The sequence below is a fragment of the Pseudogemmobacter lacusdianii genome, from assembly GCF_030848395.1.
Classification (GTDB): domain Bacteria; phylum Pseudomonadota; class Alphaproteobacteria; order Rhodobacterales; family Rhodobacteraceae; genus Pseudogemmobacter; species Pseudogemmobacter lacusdianii.
Map to the genome: position 1 here is coordinate 226,096 of NZ_JAVDBT010000004.1, position 21,278 is coordinate 247,373.

18 protein-coding genes and 1 tRNA gene are annotated in these 21,278 nt (G+C 61.7%); 10 read left to right on the forward strand and 9 right to left on the reverse strand.

What is annotated here, in order from left to right; translation table 11 throughout:
- Position 1 precedes the first annotated feature (1 nt).
- Positions 2 to 472 (forward strand): Lrp/AsnC family transcriptional regulator, encoded by a 471-nt coding sequence (locus tag Q9295_RS05710; RefSeq protein ID WP_306679607.1) that lies wholly within the window; start codon positions 2 to 4, stop codon positions 470 to 472.
- 145 nt (positions 473 to 617) lie between these two features.
- Positions 618 to 1,742 carry an aminotransferase class V-fold PLP-dependent enzyme gene (locus Q9295_RS05715; protein ID WP_306679544.1) on the forward strand — a complete coding sequence of 375 codons (1,125 nt, stop codon included), beginning with the start codon at positions 618 to 620 and terminating at the stop codon, positions 1,740 to 1,742.
- Between the two features lie 82 nt (positions 1,743 to 1,824).
- Here the strand turns inward: Q9295_RS05715 and Q9295_RS05720 are convergent, their stop codons facing one another.
- Both Q9295_RS05720 and Q9295_RS05725 read right to left on the reverse strand, forming a co-directional pair.
- Complete coding sequence (locus Q9295_RS05720; protein ID WP_306679608.1) at positions 1,825 to 3,024, reverse strand: UbiH/UbiF family hydroxylase; 1,200 nt, start codon at positions 3,022 to 3,024, stop codon at positions 1,825 to 1,827.
- A 90-nt stretch (positions 3,025 to 3,114) separates the two neighbouring features.
- On the reverse strand, positions 3,115 to 3,765 hold the full coding sequence (locus tag Q9295_RS05725) for a pyrimidine 5'-nucleotidase (protein ID WP_306679545.1): 651 nt from the start codon (positions 3,763 to 3,765) through the stop codon (positions 3,115 to 3,117).
- 155 nt (positions 3,766 to 3,920) lie between these two features.
- Here Q9295_RS05725 and Q9295_RS05730 point away from each other — a divergent pair, with 155 nt between their 5' ends.
- Entirely contained in the window at positions 3,921 to 4,556 is a 636-nt protein-coding gene (locus Q9295_RS05730) for a GntR family transcriptional regulator (protein ID WP_306679546.1), read from the forward strand.
- 80 nt (positions 4,557 to 4,636) lie between these two features.
- Here the strand turns inward: Q9295_RS05730 and Q9295_RS05735 are convergent, their stop codons facing one another.
- The gene (locus Q9295_RS05735) at positions 4,637 to 6,496 is read right to left on the reverse strand and encodes a glycosyltransferase (RefSeq protein WP_306679547.1); all 1,860 of its coding nucleotides are present in this window, start codon (positions 6,494 to 6,496) and stop codon (positions 4,637 to 4,639) included.
- A 118-nt stretch (positions 6,497 to 6,614) separates the two neighbouring features.
- Positions 6,615 to 7,769: a glutamine-hydrolyzing carbamoyl-phosphate synthase small subunit gene (gene carA / locus Q9295_RS05740; protein WP_306679548.1), complete on the reverse strand. Its 1,155-nt coding sequence runs from the start codon at positions 7,767 to 7,769 to the stop codon at positions 6,615 to 6,617.
- 175 nt (positions 7,770 to 7,944) lie between these two features.
- Here carA and Q9295_RS05745 point away from each other — a divergent pair, with 175 nt between their 5' ends.
- Positions 7,945 to 8,403 carry a GatB/YqeY domain-containing protein gene (locus Q9295_RS05745; RefSeq protein ID WP_306679549.1) on the forward strand — a complete coding sequence of 153 codons (459 nt, stop codon included), beginning with the start codon at positions 7,945 to 7,947 and terminating at the stop codon, positions 8,401 to 8,403.
- 4 nt (positions 8,404 to 8,407) lie between these two features.
- On the opposite strand, the gene Q9295_RS05750 is transcribed toward Q9295_RS05745, so the two are convergent.
- The 5 genes from Q9295_RS05750 to lipB all read right to left on the reverse strand — a co-directional run bounded on the left by Q9295_RS05750 (position 8,408) and on the right by lipB (position 12,842).
- A complete protein-coding gene (locus tag Q9295_RS05750) occupies positions 8,408 to 9,166 on the reverse strand; it encodes a GT-B fold glycosyltransferase domain-containing protein (RefSeq protein ID WP_507028626.1) in 759 nt (252 codons plus the stop codon).
- Positions 9,057 to 9,326 carry a hypothetical protein gene (locus Q9295_RS05755; protein ID WP_306679551.1) on the reverse strand — a complete coding sequence of 90 codons (270 nt, stop codon included), beginning with the start codon at positions 9,324 to 9,326 and terminating at the stop codon, positions 9,057 to 9,059. The genes Q9295_RS05750 and Q9295_RS05755 overlap by 110 nt, the downstream gene beginning before the upstream one ends.
- 299 nt (positions 9,327 to 9,625) lie before the next feature.
- Positions 9,626 to 11,317 carry a cytochrome c oxidase subunit I gene (gene ctaD / locus Q9295_RS05760; RefSeq protein ID WP_306679552.1) on the reverse strand — a complete coding sequence of 564 codons (1,692 nt, stop codon included), beginning with the start codon at positions 11,315 to 11,317 and terminating at the stop codon, positions 9,626 to 9,628.
- Between the two features lie 300 nt (positions 11,318 to 11,617).
- Positions 11,618 to 12,031, reverse strand: a complete 414-nt coding sequence (locus Q9295_RS05765; protein ID WP_306679553.1) for a c-type cytochrome — start codon at positions 12,029 to 12,031, stop codon at positions 11,618 to 11,620.
- Between the two features lie 127 nt (positions 12,032 to 12,158).
- Complete coding sequence (gene lipB, locus Q9295_RS05770) at positions 12,159 to 12,842, reverse strand: lipoyl(octanoyl) transferase LipB (RefSeq protein WP_306679554.1); 684 nt, start codon at positions 12,840 to 12,842, stop codon at positions 12,159 to 12,161.
- A 327-nt stretch (positions 12,843 to 13,169) separates the two neighbouring features.
- On the opposite strand from lipB, the gene Q9295_RS05775 reads away from it, so the two are divergent.
- The 6 genes from Q9295_RS05775 (at position 13,170) to Q9295_RS05800 (ending at position 21,265) form a co-directional block, all read left to right on the forward strand.
- Positions 13,170 to 13,256 (forward strand) — tRNA-Leu (locus tag Q9295_RS05775).
- Positions 13,257 to 13,583: 327 nt separating this feature from the next.
- Positions 13,584 to 14,687 (forward strand): ABC transporter ATP-binding protein, encoded by a 1,104-nt coding sequence (locus Q9295_RS05780; protein ID WP_306679555.1) that lies wholly within the window; start codon positions 13,584 to 13,586, stop codon positions 14,685 to 14,687.
- 74 nt (positions 14,688 to 14,761) lie between these two features.
- The gene (locus Q9295_RS05785) at positions 14,762 to 15,835 is read left to right on the forward strand and encodes an ABC transporter substrate-binding protein (protein WP_306679556.1); all 1,074 of its coding nucleotides are present in this window, start codon (positions 14,762 to 14,764) and stop codon (positions 15,833 to 15,835) included.
- Positions 15,836 to 16,016: 181 nt separating this feature from the next.
- Positions 16,017 to 17,246 carry an ABC transporter permease gene (locus tag Q9295_RS05790; protein ID WP_306679557.1) on the forward strand — a complete coding sequence of 410 codons (1,230 nt, stop codon included), beginning with the start codon at positions 16,017 to 16,019 and terminating at the stop codon, positions 17,244 to 17,246.
- Between the two features lie 11 nt (positions 17,247 to 17,257).
- The gene (locus Q9295_RS05795; protein ID WP_306679558.1) at positions 17,258 to 18,190 is read left to right on the forward strand and encodes an ABC transporter permease; all 933 of its coding nucleotides are present in this window, start codon (positions 17,258 to 17,260) and stop codon (positions 18,188 to 18,190) included.
- 159 nt (positions 18,191 to 18,349) lie between these two features.
- Positions 18,350 to 21,265 (forward strand): FAD-binding and (Fe-S)-binding domain-containing protein, encoded by a 2,916-nt coding sequence (locus Q9295_RS05800; protein WP_306679559.1) that lies wholly within the window; start codon positions 18,350 to 18,352, stop codon positions 21,263 to 21,265.
- Positions 21,266 to 21,278: the final 13 nt, after the last annotated feature.

The window sequence follows — 21,278 nt, forward strand, 5'->3', positions numbered from 1 at the left end:
CGTGGGGCCGATTGATCTTGATGACACCGACCGCGCCATCCTGCGGGCTTTGTCCTTGGATGGCACGCTTTCGGCCGGGGAATTGGGGCGGCGGTTTGGTCTGAGCCAGCCGGCGGCTTGGCGGCGGGTGCGGCGCTTGGAAGAGGCGGGGGTGCTGGCGGGCCGTAGGGTTGAGGTCGACCGCGAGCAGCTGGGTTTTGGCGTGACGGTGTTTTTGGGGGTGAAGCTCGCCACCAAAGGCCGGGTCAGCCTTGAGGATTTTGAGCGCGCGGTAACGGCGATCCCCGAGGTTCAGGTGGTGCAGCACGTCTTGGGGCTTTTCGACTACCGTTTGCGCGTGGTGGCGCGCGATCTTGCGGATTTTGAGCGGGTTTTGCGCCGGCGGGTGATGACTTTGCCGGGTGTCGGCTCGGTCGAGGCCAATGTGCTTTTGACCGAAGAGCGCCGTCCGGGGCCATTGGGGCACGGATAAGCCTTGAAGCGCCGCCACTCTAAGGCGTCGCACATCTTTTGACCTGCCGATCTTGCTGCGGGCCTCGATAACCTGTTCTACATCTTGCAGTTAGGCCAGGAAGGTCCGACAATTGGCGCAACCTAAAGTTAAGGAAGGATCCTCCATGCCCGGTTTGCACGCTCATATCGACCCCGAGGGGCTTGAGGAATTTTCGGTCGTCTTTACCGACCGCAGCCTCAATCACATGTCGGCCAAATTCCAAGGCGTCATGCGCGATGTCTCGGCCTTGGTGAAAGAGGTCTATAATGGCAGCGCCGTGGCATTGGTGCCGGGCGGTGGCACCTATGCGATGGAATCGGTGGCGCGGCAGTTCGGGCGCGGCAAGGCGCTGGTGATCCGCAACGGCTTCTTCTCGTTCCGTTGGAGCCAGATCTTCGACATGGGCGGCTTTGCTCAGTCGGTTGAGGTGGTGATGGCGCGGGCCAATGGCAATTCGGCCACTTCGGCCTTTGCACCGCCGCCGATCGATGAGGTCGTGGCCAAGATCCATGAGCTGAAGCCCGATGCGGTTTTCGCGCCGCATGTGGAAACCGCTTCCGGCATCATCCTGCCCGACGATTATATCAAAGCTGTGGGGCAAGCGGCGCGGGATGTGGGCGCGCTTTTCGTTCTGGATTGCATCGCGAGCGGCACGATCTGGGTCGATATGGCCGCGAACAACGTCGATGTGCTGATCTCGGCGCCGCAAAAGGGCTGGTCGGCCTCGCCCGCCGCCGGGATCGTGGTCATGGGCCCGCGCGCCGAAGAGCGTCTGGCGGCGAGCGAGTCGAACAGCTTTGCCGTTGATCTGAAGAAATGGCGCGCCATCATGGCGGCCTTTGAGGGCGGCGGTCACGCCTATCACGCCACCATGCCGACGGATGCGATCCTTGGCATGCGTGATGCGATGTTTGAGACCAAAGCCATGGGCTTTGAGGCCGCAAAAGCCGCGCAATGGGATCTGGGGCGAAAAGTGCGGGCCTTGCTCGAAGCGCGCGGCGTGAAATCGGTCGCAGCCGAGGGCTTCCAAGCGCCGGGGGTGGTGGTGAGCTACACCGAGGATCCGGCCGTGCAAAATGGCGCCAAGTTCCGCGAAAAGGGCGTGCAAATCGCCGCGGGCGTGCCCTTGCAAGTGGGCGAGGGCGCCGAGTTCCGCACCTTCCGTTTGGGGCTTTTCGGCTTGGATAAGCTTAAAGACGTGGACGGTACCGTGGCGCGGCTGGAACGCGCTGTTGAGGGCGTGCTTTAAGCGCATCGGTTTGAACAAGAGGGCGAGGCCGCAAGGCCTCGCCCCAAGAATTTTACGAAAAATTCTTGGGCGCCTGAATGGCTTAGCGCAGCCCCAGACCCGCCCGCATCATGGTGCGGCGCAAAGGTGCGATCGAGTAAAGCGTATCCAGCATCCCCGCGCGCAGGTCGCGCAGGCCTTGCGCGCCAACCATCGAGGCGCGGTTCAACGCATCAATCCCCGTGACGCGCAGCTGCACATCGTTGTGGCGCTTGCGGTGATAGCTTTCCAGCATCTGCGCAGATCCCAGCTCATGCGGCTTGGCGGTCGCCAGATCCAAAAGGCAGGCCAGATCGGCCAGACTCATGTTGAGGCCCTGCGCGCCGATGGGGGGCAGCACATGCGCAGCCTCGGCCAAGAGAGCCGTGCGCTCGCCCGACATGCGGCTTGCGACTTGGGCGATGATCGGCCATGCGGTCAGCCGCGAGATTAAGGTGAGCTCGCCCAAAATGCCGCAAGAGCGGGTGTTGAGGGCTTGGGCGAAATCTTCGGGCGGGAGGGCGGCGAGGCGGGCGACCTCGGGTCCGGTTTCCATCCAGACCACGGCCGAGGCCGGTTGGCCGTTGCGGTCGGGAAGAGGCACGAGGGTGAAGGGGCCGCCGGAGCGGTGGATCTCGGTCGAGACATTGCCATGCGGGATCGGGTGATTGACGGCAAAGGCCAAGGCTTTCTGGCCGTAGCGCAAGGTTTTAACAGGGATATCAAGCGCTTGGCGCATGGTGGAATTGCGCCCGTCGCAAGCAATCACCAGTTTCGCCTCGACCATCGTGCCGTCGGAGAGCGTGACCAAGGCTTGCGCCTCTCGGGTTAAAAGCCCGGTGGTGGCCATGCCAGGGCGGAAGCTGACATTCGGGAGTTCGGCCAGCCGGGCGGCGATTTCACGGCGCAAGAGCCAATTCGGAAGGTTCCAGCCAAAGGGCTGGTCCGAGATCTCGGCGGCGTTGAATTCTTTGATGATGCGCGGCTCGGGCTGCACGCCTCCGGCATCAATGATGCGCATGATTTGCAAGGGCGCTGCAAAGGGCAGGAGCCGGTCCCAAAGGCCCGCGGCGCGGAGCACCTCGATCGAGGGTTGCAAAAAGGCGGTGCTGCGCAGATCGGAACCTGCAGCTTCTTCGCTGGTCACGGGCGGCTCGGGGTCGACGCAGATCACGCTGAACCCCGCCATGCCGAAGGCCGCAGCGGCGGTGAGCCCGGCGATACCGCCGCCGGAAATCAGGATATCGGTTTGCTGTCGCATCAGGCTTCCCCTCTGGCCTCGATATAGGGGCAAGTTGGGAGCTTGGCGAGGTGGCATTCTGCCGCTTGGCGGGGGGCGGGCGGTTGGTATTGGTTAACGACCGGTGAGCTTTCCGAGAAACTCTGTCAAATCAATGGTATGATGGTGGATATGCGGCTGGGTGAGCGGCTCGGGGGCCACCAGCACGGTGCGCATACCAAGCGCATGTGGCACGGCCAGATTGCGCGGATCATCTTCAAACATCGCGGCTGTGCTGGGGTCAAAGCCGTCCAAGGCCAGCACGGCCTCATAGGCTTGCGCGCCGGGTTTGGGGTGAAAGAGCGTCTCTTCCACGCCGTAGATGGCGTCGAAAAGCCCGTCGAGACCGCGGGCCTGCAAGACCTTGGCGGCATAGGCGGCATCGGCATTGGTGTGCACGATGCGACGACCGGGCAGGGCTTTGAGGTGCTCGGTGAGCAAAAGGTCGGGCTGCAGCGCGGCAAAGTCGATGTCATGCACCGCCGTCAGATAATCGCCGGGGGTGATGGCATGCTCGGCCATCAGGCCCGCCAAAGTGGTGCCATATTGGCCCCAATAATGGCTGCGCAGATGGTCGGCCCGGTCGCGATCGACGCCCAGCTTTGTCATCACCCAATCGGTCATCTTGCGCTCGATCTGATCGAAGAGCCGGGCCGAGGGCGGGTAAAGCGTGTTGTCGAGGTCGAAGACCCAGGTGGTCACATGATGGAAATCTGGCTGGAGCATGGCTTGGTGATAGGCGCTGCGGCGCGGTTTGAAAAGGGTTGAGGGGGGCTATTGGCAAGCCCGCTTGATCGGCGCGCGGTGCGCGGCTAGGGTCGCGGCTTTAGAATGCGCGTCATGGTTGCCATGACGATGGGCCAGAAGGGACGAGAGAGCTGGTGCAGAAGGATGCCTATACGCTGATCCTTGAGGCGATCGAGGGGGGGACTTACAAGCCCGGCGATCGGTTGGTGGAAAGCGAGCTGGCCGAGCGGCTGGGCGTGTCGCGCACGCCTGTGCGCGAGGCTTTGCAACGGCTTGAAACCCAAGCCATGCTGACCCGCGACGGCCGAAGCCTGATCGTCTCTTCCTTGGATCACAACCAGTTGGCCGAGCTTTACGCGGTGCGGACCGAGCTGGAGGGCTTGGCGGCAAGGCTGGCGGCGCGGCATGCCACGGAAGAGGAATTGCGGGTTTTGCAAAGCATGGTCGCCGAGGATCATGCATTGGCGGGCGGCGATCCACGGGCGCTGAGCCGGGCCAATAAGCGCTTTCACAAGCAGATCCATCTGGCCAGTCACAACCGGTTTTTGGTGCAGCAGTTGGACCTGGTGCACCGCTCGATGGCGCTGATGGCCAATACCTCTTTTGCGGCCGAGGGGCGCGATGAGGTGGCTTTGGCTGAGCATGATGTGATCGTAGATGCCATCGCGCGGCGGGACGGCGATGCGGCCTATCTCGCGCTGAAAAACCATATCAGCCAAGCCTTTGAGACGAGGCTTCGGGTTGAGGCGGGGGAGATCCGCACGCGATAAGGGGGGCGGCGCCCTTTGGGCGCCGGTTACGATGCCTCTGCCGGGGATTATTGTTCTGAAAGAGCGCCCTTGTGCCAGACTTATTTGGCGAGGTCGGCAGGGTCGAAGATGCCGTGCAGGGTTTTGTCCCAGTAAAACGGACGCGTCAGCATCTCCCAAAAGCCTTTATAGGCGGCGACGGCAGCGAGCATGAAATAGAGGTGCAGGCTGACCACCCAGAGGGGGGCCAGAGTTTGACCACTGCGTTTCAGCGCCACCAGCGCGAGCGCGATATTGGCCACCTCGGACAGGATGAAAAACGCGATCATCAGGTGAAATATACCACTCGGCAGCGCATCGGCCACCGGATGGGGCAGGCCGAGGACTAAGAGCCAAAAGCTCCACATCAAAGGGGCGAGGAGGGCTTGCAGGACCGAGCCAAGGAACATCACCTGAAAACCGGTGAAAGCTTTGGGACCGAGCTCTCTGAACAGTTGGCGCGGGCTGCGCATATGCACGACCCAAGTCATCATATAGCCCTTGATCCAGCGTGAGCGCTGTTTGATCCAAGGGACGGCGCGGCAATTCGCTTCCTCGGCGGTGACGGTTTCCACAAGCTCTGTCCGGTAGCCCCGGCGGGCGAGGCGGATGCCAAGATCGGCGTCTTCGGTGACGTTATAGGCGTCCCAGCCGCCCAGTTCTTCAAGCACTGAGCGGCGGAAGAAGAGGGTGGTGCCGCCCAGCGGCACGGCAAGGCCAAGCCGGGCAACGCCGGGCAGCACCAGTCGAAACCAGGTGGCATATTCCAGCGTGAAGCAGCGCGAAAGCCAGTTGGTGCGCGGGTTATAGAAGTCGAGCATGCCTTGCAGGCAGGCGACTTCGGGGCCGCGGCTGTGAAAACGTTCAACAATCTTGCGGATTTGGTCGGGGTTGGGGGCGTCTTCGGCATCATAGACGCCGATGATGGTGCCGTGGCAATGATCCAGCGCGAGGTTCAGCGCCCTTGGCTTGGTTTTGACCTTGCCGGGCGGCACGACAATGACCCGCATCCAAGGCGGCAGCGCGGTTTTGGTCAAAGCCTCACGGGTCAACCTGTCGTGCTCTTCGACCGCCAGAAGCACCTCAAGCAGGTTATGGGGGTAATCCAGCCGCGACAGGCGGCGGATGAGGCGCGCGGCAATATCATCTTCACGGTAAAGCGCCACGATGATGGAGACCATGGGCAGCCGGGCCAAGGCCGGGGGCGGGCCTTCGCGCAAGGGGCGGCGCAGGGCCGCAATGGCTGCGGCAAGTTTGAGCGCGGTGCCAAGAAGAAGTGACAGCAGCGCAAGGGCGAGCAGGGTGAGCGCGGCGACCATCGGCCAGAGGGCGGCGAGAAGCGTGAGCATGAGCACCACGACCAGCCCCCGCGAGCGGCCAAAGCCACGCGCACTTTCGGCCAAAGCGACGCGGGTTTCCGCTGCGAGGGCCAGGCGAGCCCCGCGTCTGGCGTGCAGCGCCGTCTCAATCGCCTGAGCCGAGGCGACCGTCATCGCCACGGGACCAAGCTTTTGCTGCAACCACGGCTGGAGCTTGGCGAAGTCCTCAGGCCGAGAGGTGGCAATGATGGTAAGGCCCCCTGCGCGTTGCCAAGGCACCAGGCCCAGACGCAAGCATTCCACCGTGCCAAGGGCATCGATCAGCGCAGGGTCAGGCAGGGGGGCGCTTGGGTCTGCGCAGGCCACGCCGTAATGCCGCGCCGTTGCTTGCAAAAGTTGCGGCGCGGCCGCGCAATCTTTGGCCAAAAGCTGGTCTAAAAGCCGCTCGCTTTGGCCGGACTGGGCGGAGAGCGTGCCGACAAGATCTTCGGGGCCCAGCATGCCTTCGCGCAAAAGCGTGATTGCAAGGCCAGAAGCGCCCGCCGCCGCTTTGGACGGGGCTGGCTGCGAGGCGAGCCTTATTTGTTGAGCCAGAGCTGTCATGCGACCTCCAGCATGCAGCATCGGGGCGCAGGGTTAATGAGCTGTTAAGCGGCATAGAAAAAGGGCCGGAAATCCCGGCCCTTTTTCACGAAAGATTGCGCTTTGCGCGGTTCACCATTCAGGCCGAGCGGCGAGCTTTCATCGCGGCTGCAAAATCCTCAAAGAGGTAGAAGCTGTCTTGCGGGCCGGGGCTTGCCTCGGGGTGGTGCTGCACCGAGAAAACCGGCTTGTCTTTGATTGCAATGCCACAATTGGTGCCGTCGAAAAGCGAGACATGGGTCTCGATCACGCCCTCGGGCAGGGTGTCGGCATCGACGGTGAAGCCGTGGTTCATCGAGGTGATCTCGACCTTGCCCGAGCGGACATCTTTCACCGGGTGGTTGGCACCGTGGTGGCCGTGGTTCATCTTGCGGGTCTTGGCGCCAAGCGCCAAAGCCAGCATTTGGTGGCCCAAGCAGATGCCGAAGACCGGCAGTTCAGCTTTGAGCACGCCTTGGATCATCGGCACGGCATAGGCGCCGGTCGCGGCCGGATCTCCGGGGCCGTTCGAGAGGAACACGCCCTCGGGGTTCAGCGCCAAAACGTCCTCAGCCGTGGCCGAAGCCGGCAGCACCGTCACATCGCAACCGGCCGAGGCGAGGCAGCGCAGGATGTTGCGCTTGGCGCCGTAGTCGATGGCGACCACTTTGAAGCCAGCTTCGGTGCGGGCGGTGTAACCCTCGGGCCAAGCCCAACGTTTTTCGTTCCACGTATAGCTTTGCGCGCAGGTCACGTCCTTGGCGAGGTCAAGGCCGACAAGACCTTTCCAGCCGCGCGCCTTGGCGACCAAAGCTTCGATGTCGAAATTGCCCTCGGGATCATGCGCCAAAGCGACATGCGGCGCACCTTGCTGGCGGATCGCGCGGGTCAAGCGGCGGGTGTCGATGCCGCCAATGCCGATACGGCCGATCTTCACGAGCCAGTCTTGCAGATCACCGGTGGCGCGCCAGTTCGACGGCTCGGTCGGGTCCCATTTCACCACCATGCCAGCAGCGGCGGGGGTGGCGGTCTCGTCATCCTCGGCGGTGACGCCGGTGTTGCCGATATGGGGGAAGGTGAAGGTCACCACCTGGCCCGCATAGGACGGGTCGGTCATGATCTCTTGATAGCCGGTCATCGAGGTGTTGAAGACCAGTTCAGCCACCGTCTCGCCGGTGGCCCCAAAGCCTTTGCCGTAAAACAGCGTCCCGTCGGCAAGAGCAAGGCAGGCGGTTGCATTCTGCGGCGCAGGCATGGCTGAGTCTCCGATCGGGCGAATTTGGCGGAACCTAAAGGCGCAGGCGCGCGGGGTCAAGGTCCGGCGGGAAATGGTTTATGTCCTTTTATCAATGGCTTGCTGCAGTGCGGCGCAGTTGCGGCTTGGGCGGCTTTCCGATATGATGCGCATTCTTGCATGAAGGAGTGGGTGAATGTCCCTGCGTGACCGTTTGCAGCTGGCGCTGAAAGACGCGATGAAGGCAAAGGATGCGGCGCGTTTGTCGACGCTGCGCCTGATCAATGCTGCCATCAAGGACCGTGAGATTGCCGCGCGTGGCGATGGCGGAGAGGCTATGGTCTCGGATGCGGATATCACCGGCATCATGGGCAAGATGGTCAAACAACGCCAAGAATCGGCGCGCGCCTATGAAGAGGGCGGGCGGCTGGAGCTGGCAGAGAAAGAACTGGCCGAGATCGTGGTCATCCAAGACTTCCTGCCGCGCCAAATGAGCGAGGCCGAAGTGGCTGCCGCAGTGGATGCGGCGGTGACGGAGACCGGCGCCACCAGCATCCGCGATGTGGGCAAGGTGATGGGCGTGCTAAAGGGCAAATATGCCGGTCAGATGGATTTCGGCGCCGTGGGCGCTTTGGTGAAAGCGCGCTTCGGTTGAGCGTTCAGACGGCGCGGCCTTCAGCAAGGATCGCGCCGTAATCCGCCTCAAGCCGGGCGGCTAAGGCAGGCCCGGCAAGCTTTTCAAGCGCGGCAAAGGCGGCGCGTGATTGCGGCCAAGCAGCAAGGTATTTCCAGCGATGATAATGGATGAGCGCAGGCTGGGCTTGCGGCTCATAAGCCCTGTCCGAGATTGAGAAATTCAACTCGGCCTTTGCGGCGAGATAGTCATATCCAAAGCGTTTTACCGTCAGCGGCAAGGTGATCTGATCCAGCCAAGGCCGCTTGTTGCGCATGGCGCAATGCCAGTCGAAATGAAGCGCGGTCTCCAGCCAAAGCGATCCAAAGCCGTGGCTTTGGCCGGGGGGAGGCTTTTCAGGAAACATCACCATGCCGGCGTTGAAATAGGGCGGATTCTCGCGCCGTCGGCGGCGGGTTAGGCGCACGGTCTCGGTCGGCATCGGTAGGTCGAAATGCGCATAGGCGCGGGGCCATTGCTCGGGCTCTTTACCCCAACTCGGCACGCCTTCGGGCACCATGACGATGCGGTTCGGGCTTTGCAGGGCGCTAAGGTTCAGCGGCGCGGTGCAGATCATATCTGTATCAAGGAAAACGCCCCATTCGCTGTCACGGGGCGAGGCCGCGGCGAGGATTTTATTGCCATGCGGATAGGGCTTGGCCCAGCCTTTTTGCGGCAAAGTTTCGGGCGGAGGGGCTTTGGGGAACTGGCGCGATCTCGCGCAGATCAACCTCGGCACGGGCATAGAGATCGCGCAAGCTTGAGGGCAGGTCATGCAAGCTCTGCGGCGGAGCGTAACCGATCAGGCATTCATCTCTGGCGCGGTATTGGGCCAGTGATGCCACCAGAAGCGCCGATTGCGCCTGCAGCCTTGGGCCGTCGACAATGAAAAATATGGCGGTCATCCGCGCTTGGCCTTGTGCGACAGGGCTGTTGATCAGTCACGGGAGAGGCACGGCGCTGTGTCGAGGGGCACGGCACGGGCTGCGGGTCGCTCGACCTGCCAGAGGTGGCGGTGGCGTGATGCGCAGATGGAGGTATCGTCGGAGGAAAGCGCGCCTTTGGCAAGGCCCGCTTGGCGGAAGGGGAGCTCACCGCTTGCCGCGCCGGGGGGGGAGGGGGGGCGAGTTGCGCGGATACCGACACAAAGAAAAAGCCCCGAGGTGACCTCGGGGCTTTTTTAGATTTCTACTGTCGCTTGGGATCAGTGCGCGTGGCTTTTGTCCCAGTCGGACTGCTTCGGCAGCTGCTCGAAGGTGTGCTCCGGCGGCGGCGAGGGCAGGGTCCATTCCAGCGTGTCAGCGTATTCATTCCAGTAGTTGTTCTCGGTCACTTTGCGGCCGAAGAACATCGCGTAGAAGATGATCACGATGAAGAACAGGAACGAAGCGAAGGAGATATAGGCACCGACCGAGGACCACCAGTTCCAGTAGGCGAAGGCCTCCGGATACTCGATGTAACGGCGCGGCATGCCCTGACGGCCCAAGAAGTGCTGCGGGAAGAAGGTCAGGTTCGCACCGATGAACATCGCCCAGAAGTGCAGTTTACCAGCCCATTCCGGGTAGTGACGGCCGGTCATTTTGCCGAACCAGAAGTAGATGCCGGCGAAGATACCGAAGACGGCACCAAGCGACATCACATAGTGGAAGTGGGCAACGACGTAGTAGCCATCGTGGTACACGCGGTCCAGCGGAGCCTGGCTCAGCACGATCCCGGTCACACCACCAACGGTGAAGAGGAACAGGAAGCCGAAGGCCCAGAGCATCGGAGTTTTGAACTCGATCGAGCCGCCCCACATGGTGGCGATCCAGGAGAAGACCTTGATCCCGGTCGGCACGGCGATGACCATGGTGGCCATCATGAAGTAGCTCTGCTGGGTCAGCGACATGCCAACGGTGTACATGTGGTGCGCCCAGACGACGAAGCCAAGAACACCGATACCCACCATCGCATAGACCATCGGCAGGTAGCCGAAGATCGGCTTGCGCGAGAAGGTTGCGATGACTTGGGAGATGATGCCGAAGGCCGGCAGCACGATGATATACACTTCCGGGTGGCCGAAGAACCACAGGATGTGTTGGTAAAGGATCGGGTCACCGCCGCCAGCCGGATCGAAGAAGGTGGTGCCGAAGGAGCGGTCGGTGATCAGCATGGTGATTGCACCCGCCAGCACCGGCAGCGCCAGAAGCACAAGCCACGCGGTGACGAAGATCGACCAAGCGAACAGCGGCACCTTGTGGATGGTCATCCCCGGAGCGCGCATGTTGAGGAAGGTGGTGATGATGTTCACAGCACCCAAGATCGACGAGATGCCCGACAAGTGGACGGCGAAGAGCGCCAGATCCATCGAGAAGCCCGATTCTTTCACCGAGAGCGGCGGGTAAAGCACCCAACCCACGCCCGAACCGGTCTGCACCGAGCCGTCAGCCCAAGTGCCGCCACCCGGAGCGAAGAGCGAAGCAACAGCCAGCGAGGTCCCGGCCACATAGAGCCAGTAGCTGAGGTTGTTCATCCGCGGGAAAGCCATGTCCGGCGCGCCGATTTGCAGCGGCATGAAGTAGTTGCCGAAGCCACCGAAAAGGGCCGGAATAACCACGAAGAACATCATCAAGATGCCATGCGCGGTTACGGTTACGTTCCAGAGGTGACCGTTCGGCGTGCAAGCTTCACCGGCGGTTGCGGCGATGAAGCGCATCCCCTCGTCGCACATATATTGCACGCCGGGGTTCATCAGCTCCATCCGCATATAGACGGTGAAGATGACCGAGATCAGACCAACAAGGCCCCCGGTGAACAGATAAAGGATCCCGATGTCCTTGTGGTTCGTCGACATGAACCAACGAACGAAGAAGTTCTTCTGTTCGTGGTCATGGCCGTGGATGGCTGCGTCGGCCATTGGCTACTCCCGCTACGATTCCGTTTTATGCCTGATCGGTCACCCGAAAGGCATTTGCGTTACAGAACCGGTTTAGCCTTAGGGGCGGTTGCCCGCAATCGGTGACTTTGACGCAGATTGAGAATTGATGGGGGGTTGTGGCCCTATGACCCCCTCCAAAACTGGGAAAAACCGCAGCTGAGGGGGGCGAGGGGGCCGCGGCCACGCTCATGGCGGCAGCGGCTGCCTATCTTATGGGGGCGCGCGGCTTTGGCAGAGCCTTCATCGCTTTAGCGCCTGCTTGGCCCGTTCGGGCGCCGCTTAGCCGCCGACCGAGGCAAGATAAGCTGCGACATCCTCGGCTCCAGCGCCAAGCCGGAAGGTCATTTTGCTGCGCGCGCCAGTGTCTCCCAGCGTTTCCTTCAGCCAGCCTGCGGGATCGGCAATATAGGCGGCAAGAGAGGATTCGTCCCAGGTCCGACCACTGGCGCCCAGCGCCAAAAGCGACGGGCCATAGATGTAGTCGGGATCCGAGGCGACGCCGCGACCCACGATGCCATAAAGGTTCGGCCCATTCTTGCCGCCCTTTTGAAAAGCGGTCCCATCGGGGGCGATGATCGAATGGCAAGCTTTGCATTTCTTGAAATCCGCCTCACCCGCGGCCGGGTCGCCCGCGAAGGCAGGGCCTGCCATAGCCAGAGCTGCAAGGGCGGCAAGTACGGTTTGCTTGGTCATGTTATCCTCGTCAGGAAGGGCGAGCACGCGGTCGTGCTCTTCGCTCTACATGGGGGCTAGGGGGCGTGTTATGCAATAGCAGCAGCATTGCTGCGCCATTACGTCCCAGATTTATCGCCCATTTGCATCAATTTTGGCCCGACTGATGGCAGGCAGCCGAGCCCGGCCCGAAAGCTTGATCGAAGGTGGCCATAAGCGCAGCATCAAGATCGGTCATGCTGACCGGCAGACCCAGATCGACAAGGCTGGTCACGCCATGCTCGCGAATCCCGCAAGGCACGATGCCTTGGAAATGCGACAGCTCGGGTTCGACATTGATCGAGATGCCGTGAAAGCTGACCCAGCGGCGCAGCTTGATTCCAATGGCGGCGATCTTGTCCTCGGGCACCGAGCCATCGGGCAAAAGCGGGCGGTCGGGCCGAGGCACCCAGACACCGACGCGGCCGGGGCGAATCTCACCTTTGATGTTGAACTCGGCCAAAGTGGCGATCACCCAGTTTTCCAAAGCACGCACGAAGCAGCGCACATCGGCTCCGCGAGCTTTGACATCCAGCATGGTGTAGATCACCCGCTGGCCGGGGCCGTGGTAGGTGTATTGCCCACCGCGACCGACGGCGTGCACGGGAAAGCGGTCGGGCTCGACCAGATCCTCGCGCTTGGCCGAGGTGCCGGCGGTGTAAAGCGGCGGATGCTCAAGCAGCCAGATCGCCTCGGGCGCTTCGCCGCGCGCAATGGCTTCGGCCCGCGCCTCCATGGCGGCAAGGGTTTCACCGTAGGGGGCGAGGCCGGGGATATGGGTCCATTCCACCATGAGGCAGTCCTTATAACGAAAGCCGCGCCGGTTCGGCCCAAGAGCGGGCCAAGGCGGGCAGGTCTCTGCGTCGACCTTTTCGCTGATTGGAGCGGGGATGCAATCTCGATTGCGCGCAAGGATCGGCCGGGATTGGGCGTCGCGCGCGGGTCCGAAAGGGGAGGTTGCTGCCGGACGACACGCCGCAAGGCTTTGGAAAGGTGGAAAGATAGCGGTTTTTAAGGAAATTTTCGGTACCGCGCAGGAAAAGCAACTTTAGGCGTAAAATCCCCCTTTTAATCCCCCGCGAGTGCAGCTAGATAGCCCTCACCCGGAAGCTGGTACCGTGCGGATGTGGCGGAATTGGTAGACGCGCAGCGTTGAGGTCGCTGTTCCTTAACCGGAGTGAAAGTTCGAGTCTTTTCATCCGCACCACCAGCCCGGGGTTTCTAACCCCGGGTTGTTTCTTTTTTAGGCCATCGGTTTTCGTGCCTGCGCCCCTGGCCCTCCGCTGACTATGGGGAATCACCCTAAGAGCGGCATGCGGACAACTTATAGGCGCAGCTTGATCGGGCTTGCGCGCAAGGGTTGCTTGCTAAACGCCGAGATTCGCAGCGAAACCTCAAAGTCTTTACTGTTTTTTAGGCATTCCGACCTTGTGTCTCTGCCGCGCCATTTGGACGTTGCAATGCAAATTGGCTTTTGCTTACCTTCCTTTCAATGAAGTGCAGGAACACCTGCCGGACGACAGGGAGACAAAGCTTGGCCGCAGCAGCCGAGGGTGACGCCTACGTCGCATTCGATCATGTGCAAAAGAGTTACGATGGCGTTTCGTTGGTGGTCAAAGACCTCAACCTTTCGATCGCCAAGGGAGAATTCTTGACGATGCTTGGGCCATCAGGCTCGGGCAAAACCACATGCCTGATGATGTTGGCCGGATTTGAGACGGCGACTCATGGGGAGATCCGGCTTGATGGGCGCAACATCAATCTGGTGCCGCCGCATAAGCGCGGCATTGGCATGGTGTTTCAGAATTATGCCCTGTTCCCGCATATGACGGTGGGAGAGAATCTTTCCTTCCCGCTGGAAGTGCGCGGCATGGGCAAGGATGAGCGTGAGACGCGGATCAAGCGCGCGCTGGATATGGTTCAGATGGGGGCCTTCGCCTCACGCCGCCCCGCGCAGCTTTCGGGCGGCCAGCAGCAAAGGATCGCTTTGGCGCGGGCCTTGGTGTTCGATCCCGCACTGGTCTTGATGGATGAGCCTTTGGGCGCGCTGGATAAGCAACTGCGTGAGCATATGCAGTTTGAGATCAAGCATTTGCATGAGCGGCTGGGCATCACGGTGGTCTATGTGACCCATGACCAGGGCGAAGCTTTGACCATGTCGGACCGAGTGGCCGTCTTCAATGACGGGCGCATTCAGCAGCTCGCCCCTCCGGCCGATCTTTATGAACGGCCCGAAAACAGCTTCGTGGCGCAGTTCATTGGCGAGAACAACAAGCTTCCCGGCACGGTCGAGGAACTGAGCCAAGGCAAGGCCTTGGTCCGGCTTGCCACGGGCGAGTTGATCGATGCCACCCCGGTCAATGTGACCGAGAAGGGGCAGAAGACTTTGGTCTCCATCCGGCCCGAGCGGGTCGAATTCAAGCCCGAGATGATGCCTGCGGGCGCCCATACCATCGGCGCCGAGGTGCTTGAGGTGATCTATATGGGCGACATCCTGCGCGCGCGGCTGCGGGTCGCCGGCTCGGACGATTTCGTCATCAAGATGCGCAACACCCTTGGCCAGACCAAATTGGACCGAGGACAAAAGATCAATGTGGGCTGGCATCCGCAAGATGCCCGCGCGCTTGACCCGAGCTGACGCCGGAGAATGCGGCAGACCAAAACGGCCCCAAAAAAAGGGGCCATTAAAAAAACCAACGGGAGAAGTTCGCTATGAAGAAGATTCTGATTCTCTCCACCGCCTTGTGCGGCTTTGCCGCTTCGGCGCAGGCCGACATCACGGTGATGGGCTGGGGCGGCGCTTATGCCAACAGCCAGATTGAGGCCTATTTCAAACCCTTCACCGCCGCGACCGGCAAAAAAGTGGTTTCGGTCGATTCCGACAACCCCGCAACCCCGGTGAAATCGCAAGTCGAAGCCAATAACGTCACCATCGACGTGGCGGTTTTGGAAATCGCCGATGCGGTGCGGCTTTGCGACGAGGGCGCGTTGGTGCCTTTTGACTTCTCGGCATTGCCCAACGGTGCCGATGGCACGGGCGCCGAGGATGATTTCATCGCCGGCACTTTGACCGAATGCATGATCCCGACGGATATTTTCTCGACCGTCGTGGCTTATGACGCGTCGAAATTCCCCGATGCTCCGCCGACCTCGATCGCCGATTTCTTCGATTTGGAGAAATTCCCCGGCAAGCGCGGTATCCGTAAGAATGCCAAAACCACGCTGGAAATGGCTTTGATGGCGGATGGCGTGCCAGCAGCCGAGGTTTATGCCTTGCTGGAAACCGATGAGGGTGTGGACCGCGCCTTTGCCAAGCTCGACACCATCAAGAAGGATGCGGTCTTCTGGGAAGCGGGCGCACAGCCGCCGCAATTGCTGGCCGATGGCGAGGTGGTGATGACCACAGCTTACAACGGCCGGATCTTCAATGCGGTGCAGTTGGAGAGCAAGCCCTTTGCCATCGTTTGGGATGGTCAGGTCTTTGAATGGGAAGGCATGGCGATCCCGAAAGGTGCCCCGAATGAGGCTGACGCTTTGGAGTTGATCCATTTCGCCACCGCCTCGGAGCAGTTGGCGAAAGCGGCAGAGTTCATCTCTTACGGCCCGCCGCGCAAATCCTCGGCTTCGCTGGTTGGCAATATCCAAGGCAAGGAAGAGCCGATGGGCCCGAACCTGCCGACCGATCCGGCGAATATGACCAATGCGCTGGGTTCGTCGTTGGACTTCTGGGTCGACCGCGACATTCAGCTGAATGAGCGTTTCAACGCCTGGCTCGCCTCGAACTAAGGGCTTGCCGATGGACTGGGGGCTGCAGGACGCAGACCCCAGCCTGAACGACCGGGGCAGGGCGCTTTGGCGCATTGCCCCGGTATGAGATGCGATGATCCCGCCGCAAGGATGCCCCCTTTCGGCCTTTCGAACCAGCGAGGCACAGCCCTTGACCCCTGCGGCCCCTATCACACCCGCGATGCTGACCACCGCAGATGGACGCCCGCTAAAGGCGGCTTTGGCAGCGGCGCAAGCCCGCTCAAAACGCCGGGCTTTGTTCTTGGTGCTGCCATTGCTTTTGTTCGTTGTGATCAGCTTCGTGATCCCAATTGGGCAGATGTTGCAGCGGTCGTTCTACCATGACGGTTTTTCGAAATCCGCCCCGGCCTTGCAGGCTTGGTTTGCCGAAAACCCGCTGGGCACCGAGCCGGATGAGGCGGCCTATGCCGCTTTGGTCGCGGATCTTGCTTTGATGCAAGAGACGCGGGCTGCGGGTGATGCTGGCACGCGGATCAACTATACGCTGCCGGGGGCGCGGTCGCTTTACACCTCGGCCGCGCGGGGGGCCAAGAAGCTGGAGCCACCCTTCAAAGAGGCTTTGCTGGCCGAGGATGCCAAATGGGCCGATCCGCGGCTTTGGGTAGCGATGCGTTCGGCTGCCTCGCCTTGGACGGCGGATTTCTACATGATCGCTGCCGATTTGCAGCTGGCGGCCGATGGCGGCGTGGAGCGCGCGCCTGAGACGCAGCGCGTCTATGTCGCGCTTTACATCAAGACGATTTTTCTGGCGGCTTTGATCACCGGCATTTGCCTGCTTTTGGCCTTTCCGATCGCGCATTTGCTGGCGACTTTGCCAATGGCCAAGGCCAATCTTTTGCTGATCTTGGTGCTGCTGCCGTTCTGGACCTCGCTTTTGGTGCGGACGACCAGTTGGATCGTTCTTTTGCAAGATCAAGGGGTTATCAACTCATTCTTGGTCTATCTGGGAGCGATTGGCGATGATGGCCGCCTGCGGATGATCTATAATCAGACCGGGACGATCATCGTGATGGTGCATATCTTGCTGCCCTTCATGGTGCTGCCGCTTTACTCGGTCATGCGGGTGATCCCGCCCAGCTACGCCCGGGCCGCGCGCTCTTTGGGTGCCACGAGCTGGACCACGTTCCGGCGGATCTACCTGCCGCAAACCCTGCCCGGCATTGGCGCAGGCGCGCTTTTGGTCTTCATTCTGGCGGTGGGCTATTACATCACCCCGGCCTTGGTCGGCGGCGCTGATGGGATGCTTTATTCCAACATGATCTCCTTCCATATGAACAAGGCCAATTGGTCGATGGCGGCGGCTTTGGCCACGCTTTTGCTGCTGGGCGTCTTGGTGCTTTACTGGCTTTATGACCGCCTTGTTGGCATCGACAACCTCAAGCTCGGATAAGGAAACGCACAATGGCCCTGCCAACCTATGCCTCTCCGCTCGAGCGTCTGTGGCACTATGCTTATCTGGTGATCTGCACGCTGATCTTCATCTTCCTGATCGCCCCGATCTTGGTGATCATGCCGCTTTCGTTCAACGCTGAGCCTTATTTCACCTTTACCGAAGCCATGTTGCGCTTGGCTCCAGAGGGCTTTTCGCTGCGCTGGTATGAGGCTTTGCTGACCACGGGTATGATGAACCCCGAAGCCGTGGCGGGCTGGTGGTCAGATGTCTGGGCCAATGCGGCTTGGGTGAAGGCGGCGAAAAACTCGTTCATCATCGGCTTCTGGGCGACCGTTTTGGCGACGACTTTGGGCACATTGGCGGCGCTGGGCCTGTCGCGCCCCGATATGCCCTATCGCCGCGCGATCATGGCGATCCTGATCTCGCCGATGATCGTGCCGATCATCATCATCGCGGCGGGGACCTTCTTCTTTTACTCGGCACCTTGCGGGGTGATCGGGGTGGATTGTGGCCGGCTGACTTCGACCTATTCGGGGGTGATCTTGGCCCATACCACATTGGGCATTCCCTTCGTGATCATCACCGTGACGGCGACGCTTTCGGGCTTTGACCAAAGCCTTGTGCGGGCGGCGGCCAGCCTTGGGGCCAATCCGCGCGCGACCTTCTTCCGGGTGATCTTGCCCTTGATCTTGCCCGGCGTGATCTCGGGGGCGTTGTTCGCCTTCGTCACCTCGTTTGATGAGGTGGTGGCGGTGCTTTTCATCGCTGGACCCGAGCAGCAGACCATCCCGCGCCAGATGTGGAACGGCATCCGCGAGCAGATCAGCCCAGCGATCTTGTCGGTGGCGACGATCCTTGTGGTGATCTCGATCGCGCTTTTGGCCACGGTTGAGCTGTTGCGTCGCCGTTCGGACCGGCTGCGCGGGGTCACGGGGCGGTAGGTTTCTGGCCTTTGGGGACAATGGCAGGGGCGGCGCAGGTTTTGCGCCGCCTTTTGTTTGGAGCCGTCGCATCTGGCGCTGTTAAAAGGTGACAGCTGCGTGGAAGCCACTAATCTACCTAGTTAATACGTTCATCATATTGCTCGGGAAGGGCAAAGTATGAGTGCAGAGCTGCGCGCCGCGCCACCCGCTTATAGCGCCTCCATCCAGCGTCAAGGCGAGGCTTTGGCCCGCCGCCTTCAGCCGCAGATGCAAGGCGAGGTGACAGCGGCGGCCTTTGACCGCGGCCGCTATGCCACCGATGCCTCGATCTATCAGATCATGCCTTTGGCGGTGGCTTTCCCGAAGGATGCCACGGACCTGCAAGCGGCTTTGAGCGTGGCGCAAAAGACCGGCGTGCCCGTCATCGCGCGGGGCGGTGGCACCAGCCAAAACGGCCAGCCTTTGGGCGCTGGGCTGGTGTTGGATTTCAGCCGGTATTTCAACGGATTGCTGGAGCTTGATACCGGATCTCGGCAGGTGGTGGTGCAGCCGGGCATGGTGCTCGAACGGCTGAACACCCGGCTGCGGGCTGAGGGGTTGTTCTTTCCGGTGGAGCCGTCGACCGCCAGTCGCTGCACTTTGGGCGGCATGGCGGGCAACAATTCCTGCGGCGCGCGTTCGCTGGCCTATGGCAAGATGGTCGACAATGTGCGGGCGGTCGAAGGGCTGATGGCCAGCGGTGAGGCGGTCCGCTTTGTCCTGCAAAGCCCAGCCCACCCGGCTCTGAGCCGCGCCCAAGCTTTGGCCGAGGTCGAACGCGCCGAGATTGAGGCGCGTTTCCCGAAGGTGCAGCGCCGTGTCGGCGGCTATAACCTCGACGCGCTTTTGGCACAGACGCCCAATCCGGCGCATCTGATGGTAGGCTCCGAAGGCACTTTGGCGCTGACGACGGCGCTGACGCTGCAACTCGCGCCTTTGCCCGCGCGTCGCGTGATGGGCGTCTGTCACTTCCCCAGCTTCCGCGCCGCGATGGAGGCGACGCGGCATATCGTGGCTTTGGGCCCGACAGCGGTGGAGCTGGTCGACAATAATGTGCTGACTTTGGGGGCCGAGATTGCGCTGTTCCAGCGCACGTTGAGCAAGATCACCAAGGGCCACCCGGATTGCCTTTTGTTGGTGGAATTCGCCGGTGAGTCCGAGGGCGCTTTGGCGCAAGAGCTGAAGCGCTTGGACCAGTGCATGTCCGATCACGGGTATTCCGGTGCAGTGGTCGAGATCACTGAAGCCGCCGCGCAGCGCGAGGTTTGGGAGATGCGCGAGGCTTGCCTCAACATCATGATGTCGGCGACGGGCGATGCAAAACCCGTCAGCTTCATCGAAGATTGCGCGGTGCCGCTGGAGCATTTGGCCGATTACACCGATGAAATCACCGAGCTTTTTGCAAGGCACAACACGCGCGGCACATGGTATGCCCATGCCTCGGAGGGCTGTCTGCATGTGCGGCCGATCCTGAATCTGAAAGACCCGCGCGGGCTTGCCGCGATGCGGGCCATTGCCGAAGAGGCCTGCGCTTTGGTGCGCCGCTTCAAGGGCTCGCATTCCGGCGAGCATGGCGATGGCATCTCGCGGTCGGAATTCCACCGGATGATGTTTGGTGATCGGATTGTGGCGGCGTTTGAGGGCGTGAAGGATGCCTTTGATCCCAAAGGCCTTCTAAATCCCGGCAAGATTGTGCGGCCCTACCGGATGGATGATCCGGCCTTGATGCGCTTTGCCCCGGGCTATCATGTGGCCGAGCCTGTGCAACAGGCCTTGGATTGGTCCGACAAGGGCGGCTTTGGCGGTGCGATCGAGATGTGCAACAACAATGGCACCTGCCGCAAGCTGGCGGGTGGGGTGATGTGCCCAAGCTACCGTGTCACCGGGCAAGAGCAGCATCTGACGCGCGGGCGGGCCAATGCTTTGCGGCTGGCGATCTCGGGCCAGTTGGGGGAAGGGGCGCTGACCTCAACGGCGATGAAGGAAAGCATGGCGCTTTGTGTTGGCTGCAAGGGCTGTCGGCAGGAATGCCCGACGGGCGTTGACATGGCCAAGATGAAGATCGAGGTGCTGCATCACTATCACGCGCGCCACGGTCTGCCTTTGCGCGAGCGGTTGGTGGCTTACTTGCCGCGCTATGCGCCTTTTGTGGCGCGTTTGCGGGGCTTGGCCAATCTGCGCGACCGGGTGCCGGGGCTGGCTTGGCTGTCTGAGAGGCTTTTGGGTCTGGCCGCCGACCGGCCCTTGCCGGTTTGGGCGAAACCTTGGGCCGAGGGCGGGCGGGTCTCGACCCCAGAAGACGTGCAGGGCGATGGCCGAGATCTGGTGCTCTTTGGCGATACGTTCAACCGGTATTTCGAGCCGGAGAATCTGACCGCCGCGACGCGGGTTCTCAGCGCGGCGGGATACCGGCTGCACCGGGTGCCGGTGCAGGGCAGGCCTTTGTGCTGCGGGCGCAGCTTCATGGCCTCGGGCCAGACCACCGAAGCGCGCAAAGAATTGCAGCGTAGCCGCGACGCCCTTTTGCCTTATGTTCAGCGCGGCGCGCGGGTGGTGGGGTTGGAGCCTTCGTGCCTTTTGACCTTCCGCGATGAGGCGCTTAGCCTTTTGCCGGGGGATGAGAGCCAAAGGCTTGCCGAGGCGACGCAGCTGATTGAAGAGGCTTTGGCGCAGGATCTGCGCGCGGGGCTGGTGGCGCTGGATCTGGACGCGCTGCCAAAGGTGGCGCATCTGCATGGCCATTGCCACCAAAAGGCCTTGGGCGCGATGGGCGCGGTGGAGCAGGTGTTGCGCGCGGTGCCAGAGCTGCGGGTCGAGACGATCCCCTCAAGCTGCTGCGGTATGGCAGGCGCCTTTGGCCATCAGGCCGAAACGCTTGAGTTCTCGCGCGCTATGGGGGAGCTGAGCCTCTTGCCAGCGGTGCGGGCGGCGGGGGCCGAGGATTGGATCATTGCCGATGGCACCAGTTGCCGCGCCCAGATCAAGGATGGCAGCGGGCGGCAGGGCCGGCATGTGGTGCGGCTGTTGGAGGCCTGTCTGAAGGGGCCTGCGTGAGGCGCGGTGTCGC